At 72.4% G+C, this 22,610-nt stretch carries 23 protein-coding genes and 1 pseudogene; 12 read left to right on the plus strand and 12 right to left on the minus strand.

The features are described from left to right. Window positions 1-100 precede the first annotated feature (100 nt). From OG309_RS00730 to OG309_RS00740, 3 genes are all read right to left on the minus strand, one after another. Window positions 101-802: an ATP-grasp domain-containing protein gene (locus OG309_RS00730; protein WP_329417308.1), complete on the minus strand. Its 702-nt coding sequence runs from the start codon at window positions 800-802 to the stop codon at window positions 101-103. A gap of 100 nt (window positions 803-902) precedes the next feature. Continuing rightward, window positions 903-1,397 (minus strand): DUF3237 domain-containing protein, encoded by a 495-nt coding sequence (locus tag OG309_RS00735; protein WP_329417310.1) that lies wholly within the window; start codon window positions 1,395-1,397, stop codon window positions 903-905. A gap of 809 nt (window positions 1,398-2,206) precedes the next feature. Further along, a complete protein-coding gene (locus OG309_RS00740; protein ID WP_329417312.1) occupies window positions 2,207-2,776 on the minus strand; it encodes a TetR/AcrR family transcriptional regulator in 570 nt (189 codons plus the stop codon). A 72-nt stretch (window positions 2,777-2,848) separates the two neighbouring features. On the opposite strand from OG309_RS00740, the gene OG309_RS00745 reads away from it, so the two are divergent. Next, on the plus strand, window positions 2,849-3,700 hold the full coding sequence (locus tag OG309_RS00745; protein WP_329417314.1) for a patatin-like phospholipase family protein: 852 nt from the start codon (window positions 2,849-2,851) through the stop codon (window positions 3,698-3,700). An 83-nt stretch (window positions 3,701-3,783) separates the two neighbouring features. On the opposite strand, the gene OG309_RS00750 is transcribed toward OG309_RS00745, so the two are convergent. Beyond that, window positions 3,784-4,248 (minus strand): Clp protease N-terminal domain-containing protein, encoded by a 465-nt coding sequence (locus tag OG309_RS00750; protein ID WP_329417315.1) that lies wholly within the window; start codon window positions 4,246-4,248, stop codon window positions 3,784-3,786. Between the two features lie 7 nt (window positions 4,249-4,255). Then, window positions 4,256-4,459: a helix-turn-helix domain-containing protein gene (locus OG309_RS00755; protein WP_329417318.1), complete on the minus strand. Its 204-nt coding sequence runs from the start codon at window positions 4,457-4,459 to the stop codon at window positions 4,256-4,258. Between the two features lie 371 nt (window positions 4,460-4,830). Here OG309_RS00755 and OG309_RS00760 point away from each other — a divergent pair, with 371 nt between their 5' ends. Then, window positions 4,831-5,475, plus strand: a complete 645-nt coding sequence (locus OG309_RS00760) for a GAP family protein (RefSeq protein WP_329417320.1) — start codon at window positions 4,831-4,833, stop codon at window positions 5,473-5,475. 90 nt (window positions 5,476-5,565) lie between these two features. Here OG309_RS00760 and OG309_RS00765 read toward each other — a convergent pair. Then, window positions 5,566-6,158: pseudogene (locus tag OG309_RS00765) on the minus strand (DUF1214 domain-containing protein). A 280-nt stretch (window positions 6,159-6,438) separates the two neighbouring features. Here OG309_RS00765 and OG309_RS00770 point away from each other — a divergent pair. After that, window positions 6,439-7,233 carry a DUF4389 domain-containing protein gene (locus OG309_RS00770; RefSeq protein WP_329417322.1) on the plus strand — a complete coding sequence of 265 codons (795 nt, stop codon included), beginning with the start codon at window positions 6,439-6,441 and terminating at the stop codon, window positions 7,231-7,233. Window positions 7,234-7,464: 231 nt separating this feature from the next. On the opposite strand, the gene OG309_RS00775 is transcribed toward OG309_RS00770, so the two are convergent. Both OG309_RS00775 and OG309_RS00780 read right to left on the minus strand, forming a co-directional pair. Beyond that, a complete protein-coding gene (locus OG309_RS00775; RefSeq protein ID WP_329417323.1) occupies window positions 7,465-7,842 on the minus strand; it encodes a nuclear transport factor 2 family protein in 378 nt (125 codons plus the stop codon). 141 nt (window positions 7,843-7,983) lie between these two features. Beyond that, window positions 7,984-11,007, minus strand: a complete 3,024-nt coding sequence (locus tag OG309_RS00780; RefSeq protein WP_329417325.1) for an AfsR/SARP family transcriptional regulator — start codon at window positions 11,005-11,007, stop codon at window positions 7,984-7,986. Window positions 11,008-11,157: 150 nt separating this feature from the next. On the opposite strand from OG309_RS00780, the gene OG309_RS00785 reads away from it, so the two are divergent. The 9 genes from OG309_RS00785 to OG309_RS00825 all read left to right on the plus strand — a co-directional run bounded on the left by OG309_RS00785 (window position 11,158) and on the right by OG309_RS00825 (window position 18,106). Continuing rightward, the gene (locus OG309_RS00785; RefSeq protein WP_329417327.1) at window positions 11,158-11,364 is read left to right on the plus strand and encodes a hypothetical protein; all 207 of its coding nucleotides are present in this window, start codon (window positions 11,158-11,160) and stop codon (window positions 11,362-11,364) included. 172 nt (window positions 11,365-11,536) lie between these two features. After that, window positions 11,537-12,094: a MauE/DoxX family redox-associated membrane protein gene (locus OG309_RS00790; protein WP_329417329.1), complete on the plus strand. Its 558-nt coding sequence runs from the start codon at window positions 11,537-11,539 to the stop codon at window positions 12,092-12,094. A 28-nt stretch (window positions 12,095-12,122) separates the two neighbouring features. Then, window positions 12,123-12,644 carry a TlpA disulfide reductase family protein gene (locus OG309_RS00795; protein WP_329417331.1) on the plus strand — a complete coding sequence of 174 codons (522 nt, stop codon included), beginning with the start codon at window positions 12,123-12,125 and terminating at the stop codon, window positions 12,642-12,644. A 128-nt stretch (window positions 12,645-12,772) separates the two neighbouring features. Beyond that, entirely contained in the window at window positions 12,773-14,611 is a 1,839-nt protein-coding gene (locus OG309_RS00800) for an ABC transporter ATP-binding protein (RefSeq protein WP_329417333.1), read from the plus strand. Further along, the gene (locus OG309_RS00805; RefSeq protein WP_329417335.1) at window positions 14,608-15,417 is read left to right on the plus strand and encodes a S26 family signal peptidase; all 810 of its coding nucleotides are present in this window, start codon (window positions 14,608-14,610) and stop codon (window positions 15,415-15,417) included. The genes OG309_RS00800 and OG309_RS00805 overlap by 4 nt, the downstream gene beginning before the upstream one ends. After that, window positions 15,414-15,872 carry a hypothetical protein gene (locus OG309_RS00810; RefSeq protein ID WP_329417337.1) on the plus strand — a complete coding sequence of 153 codons (459 nt, stop codon included), beginning with the start codon at window positions 15,414-15,416 and terminating at the stop codon, window positions 15,870-15,872. Before OG309_RS00805 ends, OG309_RS00810 begins: the two co-directional genes overlap by 4 nt. A gap of 40 nt (window positions 15,873-15,912) precedes the next feature. Further along, window positions 15,913-16,269, plus strand: a complete 357-nt coding sequence (locus OG309_RS00815) for a hypothetical protein (protein ID WP_329417339.1) — start codon at window positions 15,913-15,915, stop codon at window positions 16,267-16,269. Window positions 16,270-16,922: 653 nt separating this feature from the next. Beyond that, window positions 16,923-17,135: a hypothetical protein gene (locus tag OG309_RS00820; protein ID WP_329417341.1), complete on the plus strand. Its 213-nt coding sequence runs from the start codon at window positions 16,923-16,925 to the stop codon at window positions 17,133-17,135. Beyond that, a complete protein-coding gene (locus OG309_RS00825; RefSeq protein WP_329417343.1) occupies window positions 17,117-18,106 on the plus strand; it encodes a PucR family transcriptional regulator in 990 nt (329 codons plus the stop codon). Before OG309_RS00820 ends, OG309_RS00825 begins: the two co-directional genes overlap by 19 nt. Window positions 18,107-18,145: 39 nt before the next feature. On the opposite strand, the gene OG309_RS00830 is transcribed toward OG309_RS00825, so the two are convergent. The 4 genes from OG309_RS00830 to OG309_RS00845 all read right to left on the minus strand — a co-directional run bounded on the left by OG309_RS00830 (window position 18,146) and on the right by OG309_RS00845 (window position 22,487). Continuing rightward, complete coding sequence (locus OG309_RS00830; RefSeq protein WP_329417345.1) at window positions 18,146-19,546, minus strand: carboxylesterase/lipase family protein; 1,401 nt, start codon at window positions 19,544-19,546, stop codon at window positions 18,146-18,148. A gap of 118 nt (window positions 19,547-19,664) precedes the next feature. Next, complete coding sequence (locus tag OG309_RS00835) at window positions 19,665-20,507, minus strand: alpha/beta hydrolase family protein (protein WP_329417347.1); 843 nt, start codon at window positions 20,505-20,507, stop codon at window positions 19,665-19,667. A 202-nt stretch (window positions 20,508-20,709) separates the two neighbouring features. After that, entirely contained in the window at window positions 20,710-21,225 is a 516-nt protein-coding gene (locus tag OG309_RS00840) for a hypothetical protein (protein WP_329417350.1), read from the minus strand. Next, window positions 21,222-22,487, minus strand: coding sequence for a molybdopterin-dependent oxidoreductase (locus tag OG309_RS00845; protein ID WP_329417353.1), 1,266 nt, complete (start codon window positions 22,485-22,487; stop codon window positions 21,222-21,224). Before OG309_RS00845 ends, OG309_RS00840 begins: the two co-directional genes overlap by 4 nt. Between the last annotated feature and the right edge of the window lie 123 nt (window positions 22,488-22,610).

The raw sequence follows: 22,610 nt of genomic DNA on the forward strand, positions 1-22,610 counted from the left end.
TCCCTCCAGGACGTGGTGCGGGGGCGGCGCCGTGCCCGGTGCACGGCGCCCGGAGGGATCCGGATCCCTCCGGGCGCCGGTCCGGATTCCTCCGGGGTGCTCAGGTCCCTCGTGTCGTGCCGGGACCTTCGGTGAGCGGCACGGAGTCGACCCGGACGAGGTCCCGCGCCGCCTCGGCCTTGGCCATGGCGTCCTTCGTGCTGTCACCGGCGCAGAGCACGTATCCCTGCCGGGAGTCGGAGGACAGGAGCGGGCCGAGGTCCTGGCCGGGGCGCAGCGTGCACACCACCCGGATCACGCCCGGTGCGGTCCCGGCTTCGGTGACACCGTCCACGTGCCGGACGCGGACGTTCGCCTGGGAGAGGAAGCGGATGGCGGCCGCGGGGGCGCGGGGGACGCGCGGCGGGTCGGGAAGGCCGAGCAGGGCGCACATGGTCTCGGTGATCTGGTCGGCTCCGCTGACGGTTTCGCACATCTCCCAGATCTGGTCGCCGCCGACGCGAGTCTGGGCCTCGATCAGGCGGGGGCCGTGCGCGGTGAGGCGCAGTTCGCTGTGGACCGGACCGGTCTTCTGGCCGATGAGTTCGAGGAACTCCAGGATGAGCTTCTCGATCGCCTCCAGATCTCCGGTGTCGAGGCGGGCGGGGACCTGGTGGCCGAGTTCCACGAAGCCCGGGAAGCCGGTGGTCAGCTTCTCGGTGACCATGACGACTTCGTGGGCTCCGTGCCGGGAGGCGGACTCGACGCTGTACTCGGGCCCGGACAGGAACTCCTCGGCGAGCACCGGTTCCGGGCCGGCCACGGCCGAGGTCCAGGCCCATCGCTCCGCGAGCTGGCGGACGGTGACCGAGGAACCGGCCCGCCACGGCTACCTGACCAGCCCCGGTTCGTCGCGAATGCGGTCAGGACACGGAATAGAAGCGGATGGCGACTTCGGAGTCGTCGCCGCGGGCGAGACCGATGAAGACGGTCCGGGCGAGCCAGAGATGGGCGGGGGCGTCAGTGCGGAAGACGGGGGAGGTCCGGTAGTACACGCCCGCCTCGGACACCCGCAGGACGCCGTCGTACTGGGCAGGCACAGTGGGATCGTCCTCGTGGTAGTAGCCGCGGTTGGTGATGTCGATGACCGCTCCGTCATCGGCTTGCAGGAGGTATCGGGCATCGAGCTGATAGACCCCGCCGCGTCTGTCGCACCAGTCGCCGCCGCCGGCCAGGACAGTGCCGCGCAGACGGGGTCCGTCAACAGTGCCCCCGGTGATGGGGACGTACTCGGTGATCTCGCCGGCGCCATGCCCGATGTGCAGGGAGGGAGCGAGGAAGACACGGACCTCGAATGCGAAGTCGAGAGCGGGCGTGAAACCCGACCCGGCGACGGTCTGCGACTCTGAGTCGATCACGGCACTCCGTAAGGCTGCAGGGGGGCGCGGCGGTACGGCAGATACTAGGCAAGCCACACCCAAGCCGGTCAACAGCGTTGACATAACGCAGCCGGCCCGCCCAAGGCCGTTGACGGGAGTCCGTGCGGCGAGTACTCCCCTGTGCACGGTGATCGAGGAAGCGCCGCCACGCCTCGTGGTCGTCGCCCTCAGGACGGGGGCCGGGCTCGCTGCTTGCGGAGCCGCAGCGCTGCACGGGCCGGGCTCGCCGAGGAGCCCGGGCGGGGCCACGAGCCCCCGGGTACGGCAAGTGCTGCGGGGCCTCTGGCAGTTTCCGCTCTACCGGTGCTTGCGGACCCGCCGGTCGAAGGCCGGGGCGGCGATCCTCTGCCGCTGACGGCCGGTCCGAGACGTGCGTGCATGCCGAGGGGCGCGGGGTCGTCGGTGTAGGGGCGAGCATGCCGCAGGATCCGAGAACCGCGGTCGCCGATCCGGATGAACTCCGAGGTCATCGCCAGGTTTCGGGGCAGATCTCGAAGGCGCGGCGGCATGCTGCTCCACCCGACGACACGGACCAGGTCTCGCATGTGGCGATGCTCTGGTGGCGAGAGGGCGACGACCTGGAGCGGGGCCAGGCTTGCCGACCTGGGCGGCGACGGGACGACGCCGGCGAGCATCGCCTCCGCGTTGGAGACGGAACGGGACATCGACGGCCTGGGCGGCTGGGCGAGGAAGTACCTGAGCCTCACCGTAAAGACGGTCAACCGCCCCAAGGACGCAAAGGCGATCGCGCTCCTGCCCCGGCTCGGGACGGCCGAGCGCTCCGCCAGTCAGGTCTTGTACGCCTGGAAGAGGGCGGCGAACTGCCGTAGGGCGAGGTCGACGCGCTCGCGTTCGTTGGTGGTGGCGAGGTCGAAGAGAAGGCCTCGCATGACGGCCATGACGAGGGTGGGGGTGGCCGTGTCGTCGTTCCCGGTGGCGACGTCGGCGAAGACGGTACGGAGGGGTGCGAACCAGTCGGTGATGGCCCCCGCCTGGTCCGGGTAGTTCTCGGGGTGGGCCTGCAGGTCTGCGTGGACTTCGAAGAACAGCCTGACGAGCGGTACGCGTTCGGGGGCGCTGAGCCACCTCCAGACTCCGTGCAGCCGCTCCTCGATGTCGGCGCCGCCCGGCGGCAGGTCGTTCACCAGGCGCTCGGCGTCACGACGGCGCGCCTCGGCGAGAACCGCGGACACCAACTCCTGCTTGCTGCCGAAGTCGTAGAGCAGCATCCGCGGGCTCGTACCCAGGGCCGCGGCCAGCGGACGAAGGCTCATCCCGGCCAGCCCCTCCGCGAGGACGTGGTCGGTGGCCTGCGCGAGAACGCGTTCGCGCCGGTCCGGATCGGGAGGTCGTCCCACAGTGCGTCGTCCTTTCTCACGAGGGCTGTGCAAGTATATGACACGGGCGTTTCAATAATGAATGGAGAGCCAATGGACACCGACGGCACGCACGAGCTCGACCGGGCGCTGGTTCTGGGTCCCGGCGGACGCCTTGGCACCGCGTGGACGGCCGGACTGGCCGCCGGCCTTCGCGGCTTCGGGGTCGACCTGGGTGAGGCCGACCTCATCGTGGGCACCTCGGCCGGGGCCATCGTCGGCGCGGTCATCGCCACCGGACAGGACCCCGCCCGCCTCGCCGCCGTCTCCCTCCCGCGCACTGCCGACGCTTCGTCCGCGCCGCGTCACCCCGACCCGGCGGTGATGGGCGCGGTGCTCGCCACCCTCGCCGACCCGGGCCTGGACCCCGCCGAGAAGCGTCGCCGCGTGGGCCGGATCGCCCTGGAAACGGTCGACGCGGAGGCGGACCGCCGGTTGATCGCCCAGCGTGGCGCACTGATCGGCACCGACACATGGCCGCGACGCCCCCTGCTGATCCCGGCCGTGGACGCCGAAAGCGGCGATCCGGTCGTGTGGGACACCGGCGCCGGAGTCCCCCTGGCGCATGCGGTCGCCGCGTCCAGCGCCTTCCCCGGGGTCGAGTCCCCCGTCGCCATCGGCGATCGCCGTTACCTGGACGGCGCCTTGCGGGCCGGTACCAACACCGACCTGGCGGGCGAGGCCCGCACCATGGTGATCGTCGCCCCACTCGCCCACCGCCGCCCTCAGCCCACACCCGATGGTGCCCACCTCCTCGCGCCCGACGCGGCCGCTGTACGCATCCTGGACGCCGAAGGAACCGGCCCGGAGGCGTGGACGGCGGCCTTCCAGGCGGGCGAGGCCCAGGCCGGAGCGGCGGCCGAGAAGTTGCGCCCGCACTGGTCCTCCGGCTCTGCACGGGACTGAGGGAGGTTCAGCGGCTTCGGCCGTCTCGGGGTCCATGGCGCCGAGCAGGCCGGGTGGCCGTTGAGGCGCCGCACCTTTGCCGCTCAGGCGCCCGTCCGCCGCACGCGTTCCCGGACAGCGGCGCGGTCGACGCCGCATCGTTCCATGAGCTCTGCCGCGGGGTCCGGCTGCTCACAGTCGAGGAGGGCCATCAGGAGGTGCTCCGGCGCGATGCGCCGGCTGCCGGCCCTCCTCGTCTCAGCCAGGGCGCGCGGGAGAACGGCACGGGCACCGGAAGTGAACGGGGTGCGCTTGCGCGAGGGCGGAATCGGAGGCCGCTCGATCCCCTGGACGTCAATGCCGACCGCGGCCAGCGCGGACCGGTCGAGGGCGTCGAGAGCGGCGCGTGCGCTCTCCAGGTCGGTTCCGAAGGCCCGGACCGATTCGGGGTCGTGGAGCACTCCCAGGAGGAGGTGCTCGGTACCGATGCGGCGGTCGCCACGCAGCGCGGCTTCGCCCAGCGCCGAATTGACGGCCGCACGGGCGGCCGCTGCGAACTGTTCGAACATGGTCGTCTCACTTCCCGTACTTGGCGTGCACGGACTGCCGGGAGACGCCGAGGGCGTCACCGATCTGTTCCCAGGACCACCCCTGCCCCCTGGCGCGTGCGACTGCCGCCGCTTCGACCTGCTCGGCCAGCCGGTGCAGGGCGCCCACGGCCCGCAGCCCCACCGCGGGGTCATGCGACCTGAGTCGTTCCGAGAGATCTCCCGCTTCCATGCTTGTCAGTCTGGGTTGACGTGACGCTGCTTGTCAACCCAGACTGACGCCGCGATCTCCGCGAGCGGAATGCGGTTGCCGTCCGGGTCCACCGCCTCGACAGGGACCCGAACGGACAGTCCACGGGCTCGGACCCCTCGCAGGCGACGCCACGACGGCGCACGATCTCGAAGGCCTGTTCGCACGTCCTCGGATGCGGGAATCAGCGGACCGGGCGACCGGCAGCGCCTCGTGGGCGTGCCGTGCTTGACCTGTCAGGCCCCCACCTGCACAGTCGGGATGCGGCGCCGTGGCAGCGCCGCATCCCTCTGTCGACCGGCTCCTCGTCCGCGGGTGGCGGACGGCCCTGACGCCCAGGAGCCACTGGTCCAATGGTCCTCGACCTCGTGGTGATCGGTACGGCCATCACCCTGGGGCCTTTGCACAACAGCGCCTTCATCCTGCTGCTCTCGTCGCGGCGCGGCGTCCGTCAGGGCTTGGCGTTCCTGTTGTCCTGGCTGGCCAACCTGATCGCCGTGATCGCCGTCGTGGTGCTGTTGACCGGCGGTCAGCCACCGGCCCGCCACAGCGCGCCCTCGACCGCCGCGATCGCCGCGAAACTCGCCATCGGTCTGGCGCTGGTGCTCTACGGCGCGCACCGGCGACGCCGGCCCCCTCGCCCGCACGGCCCACCCCGCTGGGCGGCCCGGATCGACAACGCTTCCTGGGTTGCGGCAGCCGGTCTGGCGTGGCTGCTGCAGCCATGGGGACTGGTCGGCGCCGGTGCTGCGACGGCCCTTGAGGCGGACCTCTCCACCGCCGACGACTGGTTGGCGCTGGCCGGCTACTGCCTGCTGGCCAGCCTGAGCCTCATCGTCATGGAGATGTACGCGGTGTGGGCACCTGCGGCCGCGGAAGCCCGGCTGAACGCCCTGTGGAGCTGGCTGGGCCGGCACCAAGAGCAGCTGATCATCACGCTGTCCGTCCTTGCCGGCCTGTGGCTGACGGCCGCGAGCATCTACGAGCTGGTCTCCTGACGCAGGCGCCGGCAGCTGCGATCAGCACCCTCGACCGGCTCGGTGGTGATCCACGCGGAGCCCTGGGCGGGGAGCCACGGCGAGAAGGACTCAGCTGGTGCGCCGCAGCGTCGGTGGGATCCAGTCGCCGGTGAGGGCGGGCTGCTGGGGCCAGTACAAGCGCAGGAAGACATTGAACTTCGCCGCGGGGGCGGGTAGCCGGTGGCTCTCGCGGCCGGCGCCGGGGCTGTCGTGCTGGACGTGGATGTCCAGCGAGCCGTCGGGGTTGGTCCGCATGCCGCTGAGGTCGCCGATCGCGCAGCGGTTCAGCGCGTTGTCGGCGAAGAGCTGCCGCTCGTCATCATCGTGAGGGACCAGAATCCGTCGACGGGCGGGGTCTGAGCGGCGTCGACGTGGAGGACGTAGGCGTGGGCGGCGCCGTCGAGAGGCCGGCCGTCGGAGTCGGTGGTGGCGTGCGGGTACAGGGCGTCGGCGTCGAGGTCGGCTCCGTACCCGAACCGGGTGATGAGCGCGCGCTTGGCGTAGTCGGTGCCGTAGTCCCCCAGGCCTCGGTGGACGGTCCACCCGCCGGCGTCCGCGGATTCCGCCTGGGTGAGCAGATCGCGCAGGGTCTCCGGATCCGCGCCGCGCGCCCGCGTCCAGGGCGCGGAGCTCCTGGTCGGACAGGTCGTCCAGGCTCGCACCGGGTGCGATGCCGAGTTTGGCGAGGCGGCCCAGGACGGGGGCGTCGGCGGCGGCGGGAGGGTTGTCCACCATCATCCGGTTGAGCAGGCCCCCGGCACCGCGAGCCCGCCGAACGGGTGACGGCGGGAGACGGCCTGCGGGCGATCCCCAAGTGGCTGCGAATGCCCAGGCCCCCGCGTGGGTCCGGTGGCGTCGTCGCGGTGCGAAGGCCGGTCGGATACGGCAGCATCGACGTGACCCTGGAATCCACGGGGAGCGGGAGAGACGGAGGTGGGCAACATGGCAGCAGGTTGGGAGCCCCGGCCCTCGGCCGACGCCGAAGGAGCCGAATGGCGGCCGGCTCTGGACGTGCCCCCGCCGGGGCGGCAGCGTCGCTGGACGGTACTGCTGCGCTGGTTGTTGCTCCTGCCGCAGTTCATCGTGGTCGCCGTGCTGTCGTTCGCCGCGTTCTTCGTCACGATGGTGGCCTGGTTCAGCGCCCTCATCCTGGGCCGTCTGCCCGAGTCGATCGCGTCCTTCCTCCGCTCGGTCCTCGCCTACCAGACCCGGGTCTCGGCCAGTGCGTCCCTCCTCGTCGACCGATATCCGCCGTTCGCCTTCGACGCCTTCGACTACCCGGTGCGCATCGAGCTGCGCGCCACCCCGCTCAACCGGCTCGCCGTACTGTTCCGGCTGATCCTGATGATTCCAGCAGCGATCGTCAGCAGCCTCGCGCAGACCGGCTGGTTCGCGATCAGCTGGGTGTTCTGGCTGATCGGCATCGTCCTGGGCCGTCTGCCCGAGCCGGTCTTCGGTGCGACGGCGGCCGTCGTCCGGTACCGGATGCGGCTGGCGGCGTACGCCATGATGCTGACCCCGGTGTATCCCAAGGGACTCCTGGGCGACACCCCCGACCCAGCCGGGCAGCCCTCGTACTCCGCGACGCGTCCGCTCCGCCTGAGTACCGGCGCGCAGGTACTGGTCTGGCTGTTCCTGTTCCTCGGGCTCGCGGGCCATGTGACCTCGGGCTCGATCGACTACGACGACTCACGGGACGACCACACGGAGGTGTCCGCCGAAAGGGGCGCGGGGTGATCGCGCCGAAGGGCCCCTAGGGCCTGTCGTCACACTCCCGTCGTCGCCCGAAGGGCGGCCCCGCGGCGTCTGGAGCGCGTGCCAGGCGTCGCGGGGCCAGCGGGAGTTTGACGACAGGCCCTAGTGCTCTGACCGGGAAGGTGCGCCGGGTTGGTGGTCGCGACGGTCGGATGTGCGGTGACGTCCGGAGGCGCGGTGGCTGAGCCTGTCCGTGTAGGCGGGCTGACCGACTCAGGGGGCGGACGGCTCGATCTCCCCCGCGAAGACGATGACCTGGTCGATGAGGCTCCGTCGCAGATGGACGACGTCCGTTCCCGCCAGGCGGGGGCCTCCGTCAGGCGTGGTGAAGACCCACTGGTACCGGGCCCATTCGCCAGGCATGTCCACCGCTGAGCAGCGCACCATCGTGCCGGTCCCGGCCGGGTGGCGCCGGATGTCCAGCACGAACCGCTCGACCGCCGCGATTCCTTCGCTGCGACCCAAAGGTCCCCAGAAGACCACGTCCGAGGTCAGGGCCTGGGAGAGCAGGGCAGTCACATAGCTGTCGTCCGAGGCGTTGAACGCGGAGATGAACGTGTCGATCGCGGAGCGTGCGGTCTCTTCCTGCATGCCCCAGTAATACCAGCCGTTTCGCGTGCGCTCGTCCCACGAGCCGCTTTCCGGTCACGGTGAACCACCCTGGTCGCATCGTCGGCCGGGGCGGCCCGGCGACCCGCTGAAGTCCCCCCCCGGCACGTGTGCTGATACGGGCTATCGACCGGCTGCCCCGGCTCGCAGCGTGTCCGCCTCCTCGCGTGCGCGGGCCGCAGCCGCATGGTCGCCGTTCAGGGCGTGTGCCGCGCCCAGGGTGTCGAGGCCGACGGCCAGCCACCTGCTCGCGCCGATCTGCCGCCAGAGTCTGACGGCGGCCTCGCCGCGTCTGCGGGCGGAGGCCGGGCGGCCCACCGCGAGGTGGGCCTCGGCGAGGGCGTACAGCGTCGCGGCCTCGCCCCAGAGGTTGCCGTACTCCCGGTAGGTCCACAGGCTGCGGGCCAACAGGCGCCGCCCTTCCCGGTGTTCGCCCTGCCGGACCAGGACGTCGCCGAGCCAGCAGGTGGCGTGTGTCGCGGTGAGCCGGTCGCCGAGGTCCTCGCTGATCGCGGCGGCCCGCCGGTAGGCGTCGGCGGCGGCCTGGTGGGCGCCGAGTGCCCGGTGGCTCTGGCCCAGGCACCGCAGGGCCTGGGCCTCCCCCGGCCGGTAGCCCGCGGCACGGCTGACCCGCAGGCACTTCGTGAACCGCTCGACGGCGGCCTCCACCCGACCCTGCTCCAGGTCGATGACGCCGAGGCCGTTCGTCGCGTAGACGAGGCAGTTGACGTTGCCGGCCGACTCGGCGAGCCGGGCGGCCTCCTCGAAGTGGTGTACGGCGGAGGCGTACTGGCCGAGGAGCCGGTGGACGTAGGCGAGCCCGGCCGTGGCACTCGCCCGGTACGTGGGTGCCTGGCCCTCGGCGCGCTGCAGGGCCTGTTCGAAGTGGTCCAGGGCTTCCGGGTAGCGGTCGAGGATGGTGGTGAGTTCGCCGAGGCAGCGGTGGACCTTGGCGGCGCTGTGGCGGTCGCCGCTGCTGAGGGCCGCTTCGAGGGCCCTGTTCTGAAGCCTCTCCCAGTCGTCGAAATGGCTGCCGACCTGGAAGAGGGTGGTGAGGGCGGTGGCCAGTCCGGCGGCGGGTGCGACGTTCCTCGCTCCCTCAAGCGCCCGCTCCGCCACGTCGATGAGGAACCGGCGTTCGTCGGTGAACCAGGCCAGCGGATCACCGAGCAACTGGGCGGACTCGGCGGCGGGCGGCCGCCAGGTGACCAGGTCCAGCTGCGGGATGCCCTGGAAGTCGACGCTGAGGGTGTCCGCGGCCAGGTCGGCGAGGTGCAGGCTCGCACTGAGGAGTCGGGTGAGCGCGGCCTCGCGATGCCGTGCCGGGACGTCCTGCTCGGCCCGCTCCTTGCTGAACAGCCGTACCAGATCGTGCAACTGATAGCGGATACCGGAGGTGCCCGCCGCCTCGACCTGTACGAGGTGCACCTCGACCAGGTCGTCGAGGACGGCTTCGGCCTCGGCCAGCCCCGTGTCCAGGAGCGCGGCCAGCGCCCAGGCGGCGAAACTCGGTTCGGGCAGCAGGGCGATCATCCGCAGAGCGTGCTGCGTCGCCGCGGTCATCTGCTGATAGGTGAGTTCGAGACTGGCCCGTACGGCGATGTGGCCGACGGCCAGCTCGTCCAGCTTGCGCTGCTCGTCGGCGAGGGCACGCGCCACCTTGGCCAGGGGCCAGCCCGGCCGGGCGGCCAGCCGCGCACCGGCCACCCATACCGCGAGCGGAAGGCCCCCACAGGTGTCCACGATGGCGCGGGCCGGACCGGGCTCCGCGTCGGTCCGGTCCCGGCCGACCATCTCCCGCAGCAGGTCGAGCCCCGTCCCGGTGTCCAGTACGCCCAGCGGGAGCCTGCGGCAGGACAGCTCGGCCATGGTCGTCCGGCTCGTGACGATGGCCGCACAGCGCACCCCGCTGGGCAGGAGGTCGCTCACCTGCTGGACTGCGGCGGCGTTGTCCAGGACGACGAGGGTCCGCTGTCCTGCCAGCAGGGTGCGGTAGAGATGGACGCGGTCCGTCAGCTCCGCGGGCACGGCTCCTCCAGGGATGCCCAGCGCGCGGAGGAAGGCGCCGAGCACCGTGAACGGCTCGGCCGGCTCGTCGCCGAAGCCACGCAGATCCGCGTGGAGCTGGCCGTCCGGGAAGAGGGCGGCGAGCAGATGCCCCGTCCGTACGGCGAAGGCGGTCTTGCCCACTCCGGCGGCGCCCGTGACCAGCAGCGTAGGTGGCCCGGGCTGCTCCGCACCGAGCAGCCGCCGGGCCTCGTCCACCTCGCCCTCCCTGCCGACGAAGAGCGAGGGGCCCGCCGGCAGGAGCCGGGGTACCAGGCGCACCGAGGGCGGGCTGACCGCCGGGCTGCTCGGGCCGGCCGCTCGTGCGGTGGCGGTGGCGGTCGGCGCGGTGGAGCGGGGCTCGGCCGGTTCGGGATCGCCGGCGAGGATCCGTGCGTACAGTCCCCGCAACGCCGCGCCGGGGTCGACGCCCAGTTCGTGGGCGAGCCGCTGCCGAGCCCGCTCGTACACCTCCAGCGCCTCGGCTTGGCGTCCGCACCGGTGGAGGGCCAGGATCAGCTGACCGGTCACCCTTTCGTCGAGCGGATGCGACCGCGCCCGGTCGGCCAGTTCGCTCACCATCCGGTCGTGCTGCCCCAGCCGCAGCCGCACATCGACCGACTCCAGCTGCGCGGTGAGTCGCTCGTCGTCGAGGAGACGGCGCTGGGCGTTGAACCACGGCGTGTCCGCCCCCGCGAAGGCGCTGCCCCGCCACAGCGCCAGCGACTCCTGCCACAGCGCCTCGGACTGCGCGTCCCCGCCCGCCTTCCGGGCCCGGTCCGTCAGTTCGCGGAATCGGTAGGCGTCCACCGCCGAGGGCTCGACCGTCAGCCGGTAGCCGTCGCGCTCCCGGGTGATGGACGTGCCGTCGGCCGCCAGCACGTGCCGCAGTCGGGAGAGGTACCCGTACAGCTTCTGGCGGCTGTAGCCCGCCCCGGCGTCCCCCCACACCCGCTCCACCAGCGCATCGGCGGACACCCCTTGATCCGCGTCGACCAGCAGCGCTCCCAGTACCCGCCGCTGCATGGCGTGCCCCACGTCGATGGGGACGCCGTTCCGCCGTACCTCGATGGTCCCGAGGATCCCGAACCGCGTGGCCATCACACCCCCTGTGTCACCCGACGGACCCCTCCCTCACACTGTGGGCGCCACCGACCTGCGGATCCAGGCGGATTCAAGCTATTCCGAAGGTTTGCCGACGCCTGCCCGGCCAGCGTGAACAGCACGTATCCGGACCACAGGAGAGTGGACATGTACCGAAAACTGGAATCGCTCGGCGCGGCACTGCTCGGGGTCTTCGTTCCCCGGATCGAAGCCGCGGCGGGCTGCGGCTCCTGGCCCAGCTGCTGGCAGTGCGCCTCCGCGTGCGGCGGCTGCTGGGCTCCCTGCGAGGGGTGCACGCAGGGCATGCCGGACAAGCCCGGCGAGTGGCTGTACTGCCGCTGCGAAGAGTGCTGACCGGAGCACCCGGTGCGGCGTCCGCGGTGAGCGCGCCTGACCACCGCGTACGGCGGAGCCGCCCGAGTCCCGGGATCCGGCATCGATTCCTCCGCCGGCTTCCGGGACTCGACCCCGCGGCGGTCGCCGACGGCTGCCGGACACCGGCCGCAGGACCCTGGAGAGGCTTCTGATGCAGTACTTCGAGATCGGCGTTCGCTACCTGCTGGGGACGGTGTTCCTGACGTCGTTCCTCGGCAAGGCCACGGGGCGGGTCGCCTACGACGGCTTCGTCGCCTCCTTGCGCGCCACCCGGCTGTTGCCGGGTCTGGCGGGGGTGATGGCGCCGGCCCTGGTGGCCGCCGAAGCGGTGGTCTGCGCGCTGCTCGTGGTGCCGGTGGCCCCGACGGTCACCGTCGCCGGTCTCGTCGCCGCCGCATCGCTGCTGGCCGGCCTCACGGCGGGGGTCGCCCTCGTCGTGAGGCGCGGTGTCACGGCCCCCTGTCACTGCTTCGGCGCGTCGGCCACCGTGCTCGGCCGACGCCACGTCGCCAGGAACGGGGCACTGGCCGCCCTCGCCGTGGCGGGTGCGGTCGCGTCGCCGGACCTGCGCGCGCACCCGGCGGGAGCCGTCCTGGCCGCGCTCGGCGGGGTGGTGCTGGGGGCGCTGGTCGTGCGCCTGGACGACGTGCTCGAACTGTTCCGTTCCACTCCTCACGCCCCGCCGAGCACGGTCCGGAGCGGGCGGTAACCGCGTTGGCAGAACTCAGGGAGCAGAAATGCCATTCCTCATCACGGCGGTCGTGTTCGTCGGACTGCTCTGTGCCCTCGACCTCGTCCTCACGTTCGGAGTCGTGAAGCGGCTGCGGGAGCACAGTGGTCTGCTGTCCGCGATGGAGCCCGGGCCCGGCCTGGGTGTGGGCGAGAGCGTGGGCGGGTTCCGGACCGCGGACGTCGACGGCGCACCGCTGAGCCCCGACACTCTGGCGGCCGCCACCTTCGTCGCCTTCATCTCGCCGACCTGCGGGTCCTGCAAGGAGAAGCTGCCCGAGCTGGTGCGTTACGCCCACCGGCTGCGGGAGGTGGGCGAGGAGATGCTCGCCGTCGTCGTCGGGAACGCCGAGGAGGCCCGTTCCTTCGCCGCCGACCTGCGTCCGGTCGCCCGCGTGGCGGTCGAGGGTTCCGGCGGGCCGCTGGGGACCGCGTTCAGGGCGTCCAGCTACCCGACGATGCTGTGGGTCGCGCCGGACGCCGACGGCCGCCTCGTGAGGGTGGCGCGCTCGGCCGCACTCGCGTCATGAGCGGGCGACGAGGCGGGGGGCCGTCGGGATACGGTGCGAGCCGGCCGTCCGGCCGGGCCTCCGGGAGTGCGGCGGGCGCACCGTCCGGCCGCGATCCGGCCGGGGAGGTGCCCGCCCGGGGCAGGTCGGTGCGTGCCGTCTGCCGGACGGTCCGCGCGGCCGTCGTGCTGGGGGTGACGGTGGCTCCCGGGCTGACCGCCTCGTATGCCGCTCTGATGCTGGCGGGCGGTGCGCTGCCGGTCGCGGCCGCCTGGCTGACCAAGGTGCTGCTCGACTCGCTGGCCGACCCGGCCGGTTCCTCCTCGCTGATCGGCGTCGGAGCGGGACTTGCAGCGGTCGGCACGGTCACCACGGTCATGCCGCACGTCGTGCGGTACCTGCGGCAGGAGGCCGGGCGCCAGGTGGGCCTGCGAGCCCAGGACCGCCTCTTCAGGGCGCTGAACGGCCAGGCAGGGATCGGCCGCTTCGAGAACCCCCGCTTCCTCGACCGGCTGCGACTGGCCCTCCAGGCCGGCGGGAGCAAGCCCACCGAGATGCTGGACAGCCTGCTGGCCACCGCTCGGGCACTCATCACGATCACCGGCTTCCTGGGCGTACTGACGCTCCTCGGCCCGCTCATGCCGGCCCTGGTGCTGGCCGCTGGAATCCCCGTACTCCTCGCGGAGATGGCGCTGTCGCGCCGCCGCGCACGCATGCACTGGTCGGTCACTCCCACCGAGCGCCGCGAGTTCACGTACATGCAGCTGTTGTCGACCGTCGCGGCGGCGAAGGAGGTGCGCCTGTTCGGAGTCGGTGATCTGCTCCGACACCGGATGCTGCACGACCGGCGCGGGATCAACGCCGAGCGGCGCGCGCTGGACGTCCGCGAGACGCGGGTGCAGGGCGCGCTCGCGCTGATGGCGGCCGTCGTCCCCGGCCTGGGGTTGTTGTGGGTCGTCTCCGCGGCTCGGGCGGGCCGGTTCTCGATCGGCGAGGTCACGGTGTTCCTCGCGGCGGTCGCCGGGGTGCAGACCGCCATCTCCATGCTGGCCGCCGAGATCGCCCGCGTCTACCAGGCACTCCTGCTGTTCGAGCACTACGTGGCGGTGACGACGGCCGGTCCGGACCTGCCGGTGACGGTCCCGCCCGTCTCCCTGCCCCCGCTCCAACGCGGCATCGAACTGCGCGGCGTATGGTTCCGCTACTCCGACGACCACCCGTGGATCCTGCGCGACGTCGACCTGACCATCCCGGCGGGCGGTTCGCTCGCCCTGGTCGGACTCAACGGCGCCGGCAAGTCCACCCTCATCAAGCTGTTGTGCCGGTTCTACGACCCGACCCGCGGCACCGTCCTCTGGGACGGCGTGGACATCCGCGACGCGGACGTGACCCGTCTGCGCGAGCGGATCAGCGCCACCTTCCAGGACTTCGTGCAGTACGAGATGACCGCGGCGGAGAACATCTCCCTCGGGGACGCGTCGGCACAGGGAGACATGCCCCGCGTTCGGGCCGCCGCGGACCGCGCCGGTGTACACAAGAGCCTGGCGCAACTGCCGCACGGGTACGAGACGTTGCTGACCCGCGTGTTCTCCCATGAGTCCGACGACGACCACCCCGCGCCCGGGGTGGTGCTCTCCGGGGGGCAGTGGCAGCGACTCGCCGTGGCGCGCGCGTTCCTGCGCGAGCGGCGGGATCTGGTGATCCTCGACGAACCCTCCGCCGGACTCGATGCCGAAGCGGAGCACGAGGTCCACACGTCCTTGCGCCGCTACCGCGCGGGGCAGACCAGTCTGCTCATCTCCCACCGCCTCAACACGGTCCGCGACGCCGACCGCATCGTCGTGCTGTCCGACGGACGGGTCGTGGAGCAGGGCGATCACGAGGAACTCATGGCCGCCGACGGCCGGTACGCCCGGCTGTTCATGCTCCAGGCAGCCGGCTACCGAATCCCGTCGTCGACGCTCCTCAAGCCGATCGGAGAGCGATGACCGCCGAACCCGGTACGGAGCGGGGTGTGGTCCGGGTACGTCACGACTGGTCCGGACAGCCTCCCCACCCGACCGTGCCGCGGCCGCCGGACCCGCACCGCCGCCGAGCCGGCTCAGCCGCCGCCGTCACCGGCGCGCCCGCCCTGGCGGCGGCCGCGTCGATCACCGCGGGCGCCTGCCTCCCCGTGGATCGTGGACTGCTGTACGCGCTACCGCCGCTGCTGGTCTGCATCGTCGTGACCGCCCGTCGGCTCCTCGCCCGTCGTCTCGCCGCGGTCACCGTGCGCGGCCGGAGCATGGAACCCTCCTACCACGACGGCGACCGCGTCCTGGTACGGCGTACCGGCACCCCCGCGGCGGGAGAGGTCGTCGTGGTGGAGCAGCCGGGAGCGGACGGCCGGTGGCTCGGCCCCCCGCCGGCCTCCGGAGCGGACGACGCGAGGTTGTCCGGACGCCGTTGGCTCATCAAACGCGTCGCCGCCGTACCCGGTGAGCCGGTGCCGCGTGCGGACTTTCCCGCGCTGGCCCATGCCGAGGAGGACGCCGTCCCCCCGGGCAAGGTCGTGCTGGTCGGGGACAACCGGCGGCTGAGCCTCGACTCGCGGCGGATCGGCTACTTCCCCGCGGAACGCGTGCTCGGCGTCGTCGTACGCGGAGCTCATCCGGCGCCGGGCCACCGGACCGCGCCGGAACGGAACGCGCCTCGGGCCGCCGCGCAGGCGTCTCGACCGGGACGCGCCCCCCACACCACCACCTCGCTCCACTCCCGATCCCGACACACCCCAAGAGGAAAGGAATCCCCATGATCACCCGTATCGCGCGGCGTACCCGCCGCGCCCTCTCCGCCGCAGGTGCCGCCACGGTGGCCTTCACCGCCCTCGGCGTGGCCCTGCCCGCCCCGGCCCAGGCGGCCGGCTGCGAGACCCTGTCCGCCACGGTGCGGAACTCCGCCGGACTCAGCGGCGGCCACGTCCAGGCGACGGTCTGCATCTACAGCGCCAGCGCCGACTTCAACGACTCGTACTTCAACTACGTCCAGGACTACCAGGCCGACGGAGTCGCCGCCCGCGCCTACGTGACCACCCCCGGCTTCCTCTACGGGCCCCTCGCCACCGACGACACCTCCACCTCCGGCGGCCAGGACATGGTCTGGGAATCGACCGACTCCGACGTCGCGTGGGTCCGCGTGTGGGTGTGCCTCGGCAAGTCCTACCCGGGCCAGAGCGGCGCGCGCTGCGCCTCCGACATCACCTACGCATGACATCGACGCTCACCGGCTCCCGGTGAAGGAAGGGGCTTCCATGCGCAACGCCTCCCGCTTGGCGGTGGCCGTCGCCGGCGCCGCCGCGACCGTCCTGTGGTTCTCGACGTCGGCCCACGCCGATGCCGTGGTCAGCAACGGATACGCCGACGGCGGATTCATCAGCTACGGCGACAAGATCTGGGTCGAGCACTACGAGGGCCGTACGAGTTCCGTCGAGTGGTTCACGAACTACGGCCGTTCGGGTTCCTGCAGCGTGACCACCCCAGCGGTATCGAAGACCTGCAACTACGACATGCGCGAGGACGGAACCATCACCCTCTGGGTCTGCACCACGGGGCCCGACCTGGGCAACGACGAGTGCAGCACGCCGGTGACCGACCGGATCGGCGGCTGAGTCACGCGGTCGTGAGCCGAACGGGGCTCACGACCGCGGGGGCGGAAGGGCGTGCATGGGAGGGAGGTTCGAGGGCATGCGGGAGGAGAGCGGAAGACATGGCCGCTCCATCTGGGCCCATGGCCTCCCCCGCCCGTGGGTCCGGCAGGGTGAAGACCGGCCCGCACCAGTGGTGGGTGCGGGCCGGCCGCCCAGGCGCTCCGGCCAGTCCTGCCGTCGGCCATGCGAGCCGGTGAGCGGCTGGTGGGCCTATGTGGAGGAACGGACCCGCCGAGAGGTCGACGCGGACGTGCTGCGCGACCGCCGGATGTCGGCGGTCAGGTCCGTGTGGCAGACCCTGAGCCCGTTGGGCTCCCGGCGTTGGCTCCGAAGAGGCCGGCCGGGCGCTGGCCGAGCACCTTGGCGTGCCGTTCCCCTTCGCTTCCCCGCACATCCCGGACGACGACTCCCCGCGGTGGCGGACGCTCCGGCAGGCGGCGAAAGGACCCCGCCTGAGGGCGCGTCTTGTCAGCCGGCACGCCCACGACAGCTCGCCGTCCTCGTGAAGGGTGCCCGGGAGGTCAGGAGGGGCGGATCCAGCCTTGGGCGTTCGCGAGGCACGGACCGGGGGGCTCTCATTGACGGCTCGGTCGGGGTGGTGTGACGATGCGCCGATGTCGGAGCTGCACGCCCGGATGGCCGCCCGGGTCGGTGACCTCACGGCCGTCGTGATCGCGCGCTGCGCGGCGGAGGCGCCGTTCTACGCGGCGCTGCCCCGCGCCACCCTCCAGGGCGAGGTGGCGCGGTCCGTCGAGGCGGTGCACGCGCTGTTGCTCCGGGCACTGCGCGACGGCGGCGTCGGAGTCCGATGGGGCCGAGCGATCTGACCCGGCTCATCGAGTGGTCGGCGCGCCGGGCGGAGGAGCGGGTCCCCCTGGAGGCGGCGATCACCGCGTACCTGATCGGCGCCGAAGTGTGGTGGCAGACACTGGCCGAGGTCGCGGAGCCCGGTGAGCTGGCCGGGGCCGGCGGCACGCTGCTCGCCTGCCTGCACGCCGCTCTGCCCGCGGTCGTCCTCGCCCACCAGAACGCCCAGGAGGACCTCCACAGCGAGGACAGGCGCGTACGGCGGGCGCTGCTCGACGCCCTGCTGGCAGGACGGCCGTACGAGGAGCTGGCGGGCGTGGCGCGGGTGGCCGTGGCGGGTGCGTACGAGGTGGTGGCCTTCCGGTTCGAGTCCGATCCGCCGAGCAGACTGGTGCAGTCCTCGCTCGACGCCTTCACAGGGATCCCCGTGCTGATGGACCACGTCGCTCGGATCGCCGTGCTGCCGGGCAGGCCCGACGTACCGGGCCTGGTGGCCCGGTTGGCCAAGGACGTGGGGCAGCCCGTGCGGGCCGCCGCCGGCCACGCCTCCGCGCCGGGGGCCATCGCCTCGGCGGCGCAGGAGGCCGGCCGCGTGCTGGATCTCGTCCTGCGCCTGCGACGCCCGCCCGGCTGCTACCGCCTCGACGACGTGCTGCTGGAGCACCAGCTCGCGCGCCCCGGGGTCGGCCTGGTGCGGCTGGCGGCCAAACTCGACCCCTTGGAGGAGCATCCGTACCTGCTCGAGACGGTGCGCGTGTGCGTGGAGCAGGGGCTCAACCGTCGCCGGACGGCGTTGGAGCTGTGCGTCCACCGCAACACCCTGGACTACCGGTTGCAGCGGGTGACCGCGCTGACGGGCCTCAACCTCGCGGTTCCCGCGCAGGCGCGGCTGATCCAGGCGGCGCTCGTGGCGAGGGACCTGACCGGACGCGGGGAGGACCGCGGGGTCCTCGGTGGGCAGGGTTCCTCAGGGGCTGCGGACGGCGGATGAACCACGGCCGGTGCCGGCGGGCGCTCGGCTGGTCATCTCTCAGAGCCAGGCGCCGAGTTCCTCGTGCCGGGGGGACAGGACCGTGCCGACGCCGGGGTGGTCGAAGACCATGAGGGGCCGGTCCGGGCTCCAGCCGGGCCAGCCCGGCTGTCCGGTGGTGGCGAAGGCGACCCAGGCCCGGTGCATGGCGTCGGCCAGTGGCTGGGGCGCACCGGGCCCGGTCAGGTCCTCGGCGGCGCGCAGGTTGTCGAAGACGAAGCCGATCTCCAGCGCATGGCACGCGCCGAGCTCCATCACGGGCGAGCGCCAGCCGAATTCGTAGACGAAGGTGCGGGCGGGCCGGGAGTCGGCGAGGCGGTTGAGCGGTCCCCGCAGCAGCAGGTCGGTGGCGATCTCTCCGAGGATCTCACCGGGTTTGGCGTGCGGCCGGGTGGCCCGGTAGAGCCGCGCCAGGCGCTGCGGGACACCGGCCTTCAGCAGGGCCAGCCGCAGGGTGAGCCGGCTGATCCGGTCCACGGTTCCGCCCGGCACGAGCCACAGTCGGTACTCCTCCCGGTTGCAGCCCAGCAGCAGATCGGCCTCGGGTGGGGGCGGGGCGGCCGGCACCACGTCGCCGTCGACGACGATGTGGAAGCCGGGACCGCCGCCGATGGGATCGGACCGGTCGACGACGGCGGCCTGCGCGTCCAGCAGCAGGTCCCGGTCCACCGTCGCGAACGCCGCGGCGGTGGCCGGGATCCGCAGTCTCCTCGCCATCGACCGTACCGACTTCGCACCCTCACGGCGCGACACCGTGTGCGGCGGGCCGCTCTGCAGGACCGCCCGCCGGAACAGTCCTGTCGCGCGCGGGCTCGTCATGAGGGCCGCGATGCTGATCGCACCGGCGGACTCCCCGCACACGGTGACGTTCGCCGGATCTCCGCCGAAGGCGGCGATGTTGTCGCGGACCCAGGTGAGGGCCGCGATCTGGTCGAGGAGGCCCCGGTTGTCGGGGGCGTCGGGGAACACCCCGAACCCCTCCACGCCGAGCCGGTAGTTGAAGGAGACGAGGACCACCCCGTCGCGCGCGAAGGCGCCCCCGTCGTAGAGCGGCAGGCTCGACGAACCGTTGCGCAGGGATCCCCCGTGGATCCAGACCAGGACGGGCAGCCGGCCCTCGCCGACGGATGGGGTCCAGACGTTGAGGTTGAGACAGGCGTCCCCGGCGATGCTCGGGTCGGGTATCAGCCGGTCGAGGGGCGGGCGGTAGGGGCGCTTGGGGGCGGTCGGCCCGTACTCCAGAGCGTCTCGCACCCCTTCCCAGGACTCGACCGGGGCAGGAGCCCGGAAGCGGTGGGCGCCGAAGGGCGCGGCGGCGTAGGGGATGCCGAGGAAGGTGGCGATCCCGTCGTGGAATCGGCCTCGGACCTTTCCCTGCCCGGTGGTCGCGATGGCGTCCATGGCGGTCCTTCCGTCAGTGAACGGGGGGCCGGCCGCCCTGACCGCGGGGAGCGTCAGGAGCGGGCGGCGTGGATCGGAACGGCCGCCGGTCACGGCGGAAGGGGTCTCCGGCAGCGGGTCACCGGTCGGCGAGGCCGTTGCGGCGGACGTCGGACCAGGTGGCGCTGTCCGTGCAGATCCCGCAGTCGGGCCCGAAGAACTGTGCGCGCGCCGCCTGGTCCCCCATCAGCTGCGCCTTGAACCAGGCGGTGGTGGGCGCGGCGAACGGACCGGGGTCGCCCACGACCGTGAAGTGATCGGCGCCGCGCAGCTCCCCGTAGACGGCCGGTATGTGGTCGGCGTCGTCGTAGAAGGCCTTGACCAGGAAGGGGAAGACGATGCTGTCCTTCTGCCCGGCCAGGAGCAGCGCGGGTCCGTGCACGTCGTCGATGTCGGCCAGCGGCCCGGGCTGGATGGGCAGGATGGTGTCGATGCGCGGGTCCGCACCGACGACGATGGCGGCGGCGCCGCCCTGCGAGTGACCGGAGGCGCCGATGTGCTCCAGGTCGACCCGGTCGTGGAAGACGCTGCCGGGGTCGGCGTCGCGGCGGGTGAGCATGTCGATCCCGGCGCGCATGGAGATGCCGAGGTTGGACTGCGGGGTGTTGGCGGCGGCGACGATGAAGCCCTGACCGGCCCAGTGGAGCAACAGGTCCCGGTAGACGACCGGGAAGGCGAAGGTGCCGTTTCCCCATACGATCACGGGGTGCCGGCGGTCGCTGGTCGCGATGTCCCGCGGGTAGTACAGGGTGGTCACGACCCCGACCTCCACGGCGGTGGCGTAGGGGCCGGGAGCACCGTAGTCGGGCGCGGTCGCCTCGGCGGGGGCGCTCGTGGGCGACGCTGCCGCGCCGGCGCCGGCGGATGCCGTCAGGAGCAGCAGGGTCGAGGTCAGAGGGACGAGCAGTCTTCTCCACGGCACAGCGGACTCCCGGGGTCGTCACGGTGAGCCGGACGGTTCATCCGGCTCCCACCTTGTCTGTTCGCACATCCTGGAGCAGGGCTCGCGTCCCGTCTCTGCGCCAGCGCGGCAAGCAGCGGCCTCGCGATGTGTGCAACATGCCGAGAGGCCTCGGCGCGGAGGGACCGGTGCTGCGCTCTGTGTTCCTCCGCCCGGGCCGGCCCTACGCCCGTGCGCGAGCCCTCGCCTTCCGCCGGTCTTTGCCGCCGTTCCACGACCGCACGGCGAGGACGGCTGCCGATGCGGCGAACAGGCCGGCGGTGATCAGGAGCCACCGCCCCAGGAAGGTGTCGGCCGGGAGGCCCGTGGCGGCCGAGTAGTGACCGACCTGGCGGAGGATCAGTGGCCAGTACACGAGCAGCAGGACGCCGGAGACGAAGGCGGGTACCCGGACGTGGTTGACCCCGATCCGCGGTCTTCCCGGTGCCTTCGCCGGGCGGTGTCCCAGGACCCGTTGCACGGCCAGGTCGGTGCACGCGTACAGGGGCAGGAGGACGAGGTCGTGCAGGAGCGCCGCACCGACGAACCACACGGCGACGCCGAGGGTGTCCCCTTCGAGCATGCGCAGACCCGCGTAGCAGGCCAGGGCGAAGGAGGCGAGGACGAGGAGGAGGTGGAGCGGCGAGGCTCCGTAGCGGCGCCGGAAGGCCGTGCGGAACGAGGGCCTGGAGGATGTCATGACGGTTCCCCGAAGGTGAGGCGGGTGACCCACTTGGTGTTGTGGACGCCTGGCGCGCCGGGGATGATGACCCGGGCCGGGTAGCCGTGGTCCCGGGACAGGACGGCTCCGTTGACCCGTACGGCCAGGAGCGACCGGGCGTCGCGGGCTTGGTGGGCGGCCAGGACGACGGAGCTGAACGACCCGCCTCGTTGGAGGGACTCGACCAGGACCTGGGGGGTGTCCGTGCCCAGGCCGACGAGTGCGGCCAGGTCGGTGAGGCGGACGCCGCTCCAGTGCTGGTCGGGGGTGGACCAGCCTTCCACGCAGGCGATGGGCAGCAGTGCGTCGTTCTGCGGCAGGGACAGCAGTCGGTCATAGGTGAGGTCGGTCTGGCGGCCGGCCCCCCGTACGGTCAGCCGCCACGCGGGGCCGGTGTCGCTGGGCCGGATGCCGACGGAGGCGGCGGTCTTGTTGATCTGGAAGCCGTTCGGGCCGGGGCCCGGGTCCTGCCCGTGCGGGGCCAGCAGGGCCGTCTGCCGGAACCAGCCGCCGATGCTCTGCCCGGCGGTCACCACGAACAGCGCCAGCGACCCCAGTCCGACCATCCCCAGCGCGCCCCGCCGGGAGATCGTGGGCGCCGCGGGACGGGGCGAGACGAGGCCGGCCGCCTCCTCGCTGTCCGCGGCGGGCTGCCGCGGCCCGGCGCGCAGGGACCGCACGGCCCGCGGCAGGCGGAAGGTCACGTGGACGGCGAAGGCGCCGATGAACACCCAGGCGCCGTACAGGTGCAGCGTGTAGAAGGAGCCGGGGAAGATGTAGTGCAGCTGCACGTTGAGGATGCCGGTGACGAACTCGAAGCCGGCGCCTCCCACCAGCAGGAGCAGAGAGAGACGCTCGACGGCCTGGGCGGCCGAGCGGACCGGTGGCCAGGCGAACAGCTTCGGAATCACCGACCACAGCTTGGCCAGGAGCACGGGCACGAGCACGATGCCGAGGGTGACGTGCACGCCCTGGGTGACGCGGTAGAGCCAGTACGGGGAGGTCGGCCAGGAGAACAGGTAGAAGCCGAGCCATCCCTTGTCCGGGGTCTGGTCGTTGACCGCCGCGAGATCCGGGTCGTACGCGGCGTACGACAGCAGGCCCGTGAGGAAGAGGATCGTGACGCCGAAGAGGAGGACCGTCCCCAGCACGGCGGTCAGCCAGGGGCCGCGCAGTGGACTGCGCCAGAACTCCGGTCGGGACGGCCCTCCCGGCGGGCCGGCCTGCCACCTGGAGGCCATCGTCGCGCGCAGGCGCGTGAGCGGTGTCGGGCCGGCGTCGTCGGGACCCGTTCCCGCTCGCGTCCGGCGGCCGGGGACGGATGAATCACTGCCGTTCGCTTCCATCGCAAGCCTCCGCAGGTT

Origin of the sequence: Streptomyces sp. NBC_01268, assembly GCF_036240795.1 — a bacterium.
In the GTDB taxonomy this organism is placed as follows: Bacteria; Actinomycetota; Actinomycetes; order Streptomycetales; family Streptomycetaceae; genus Streptomyces.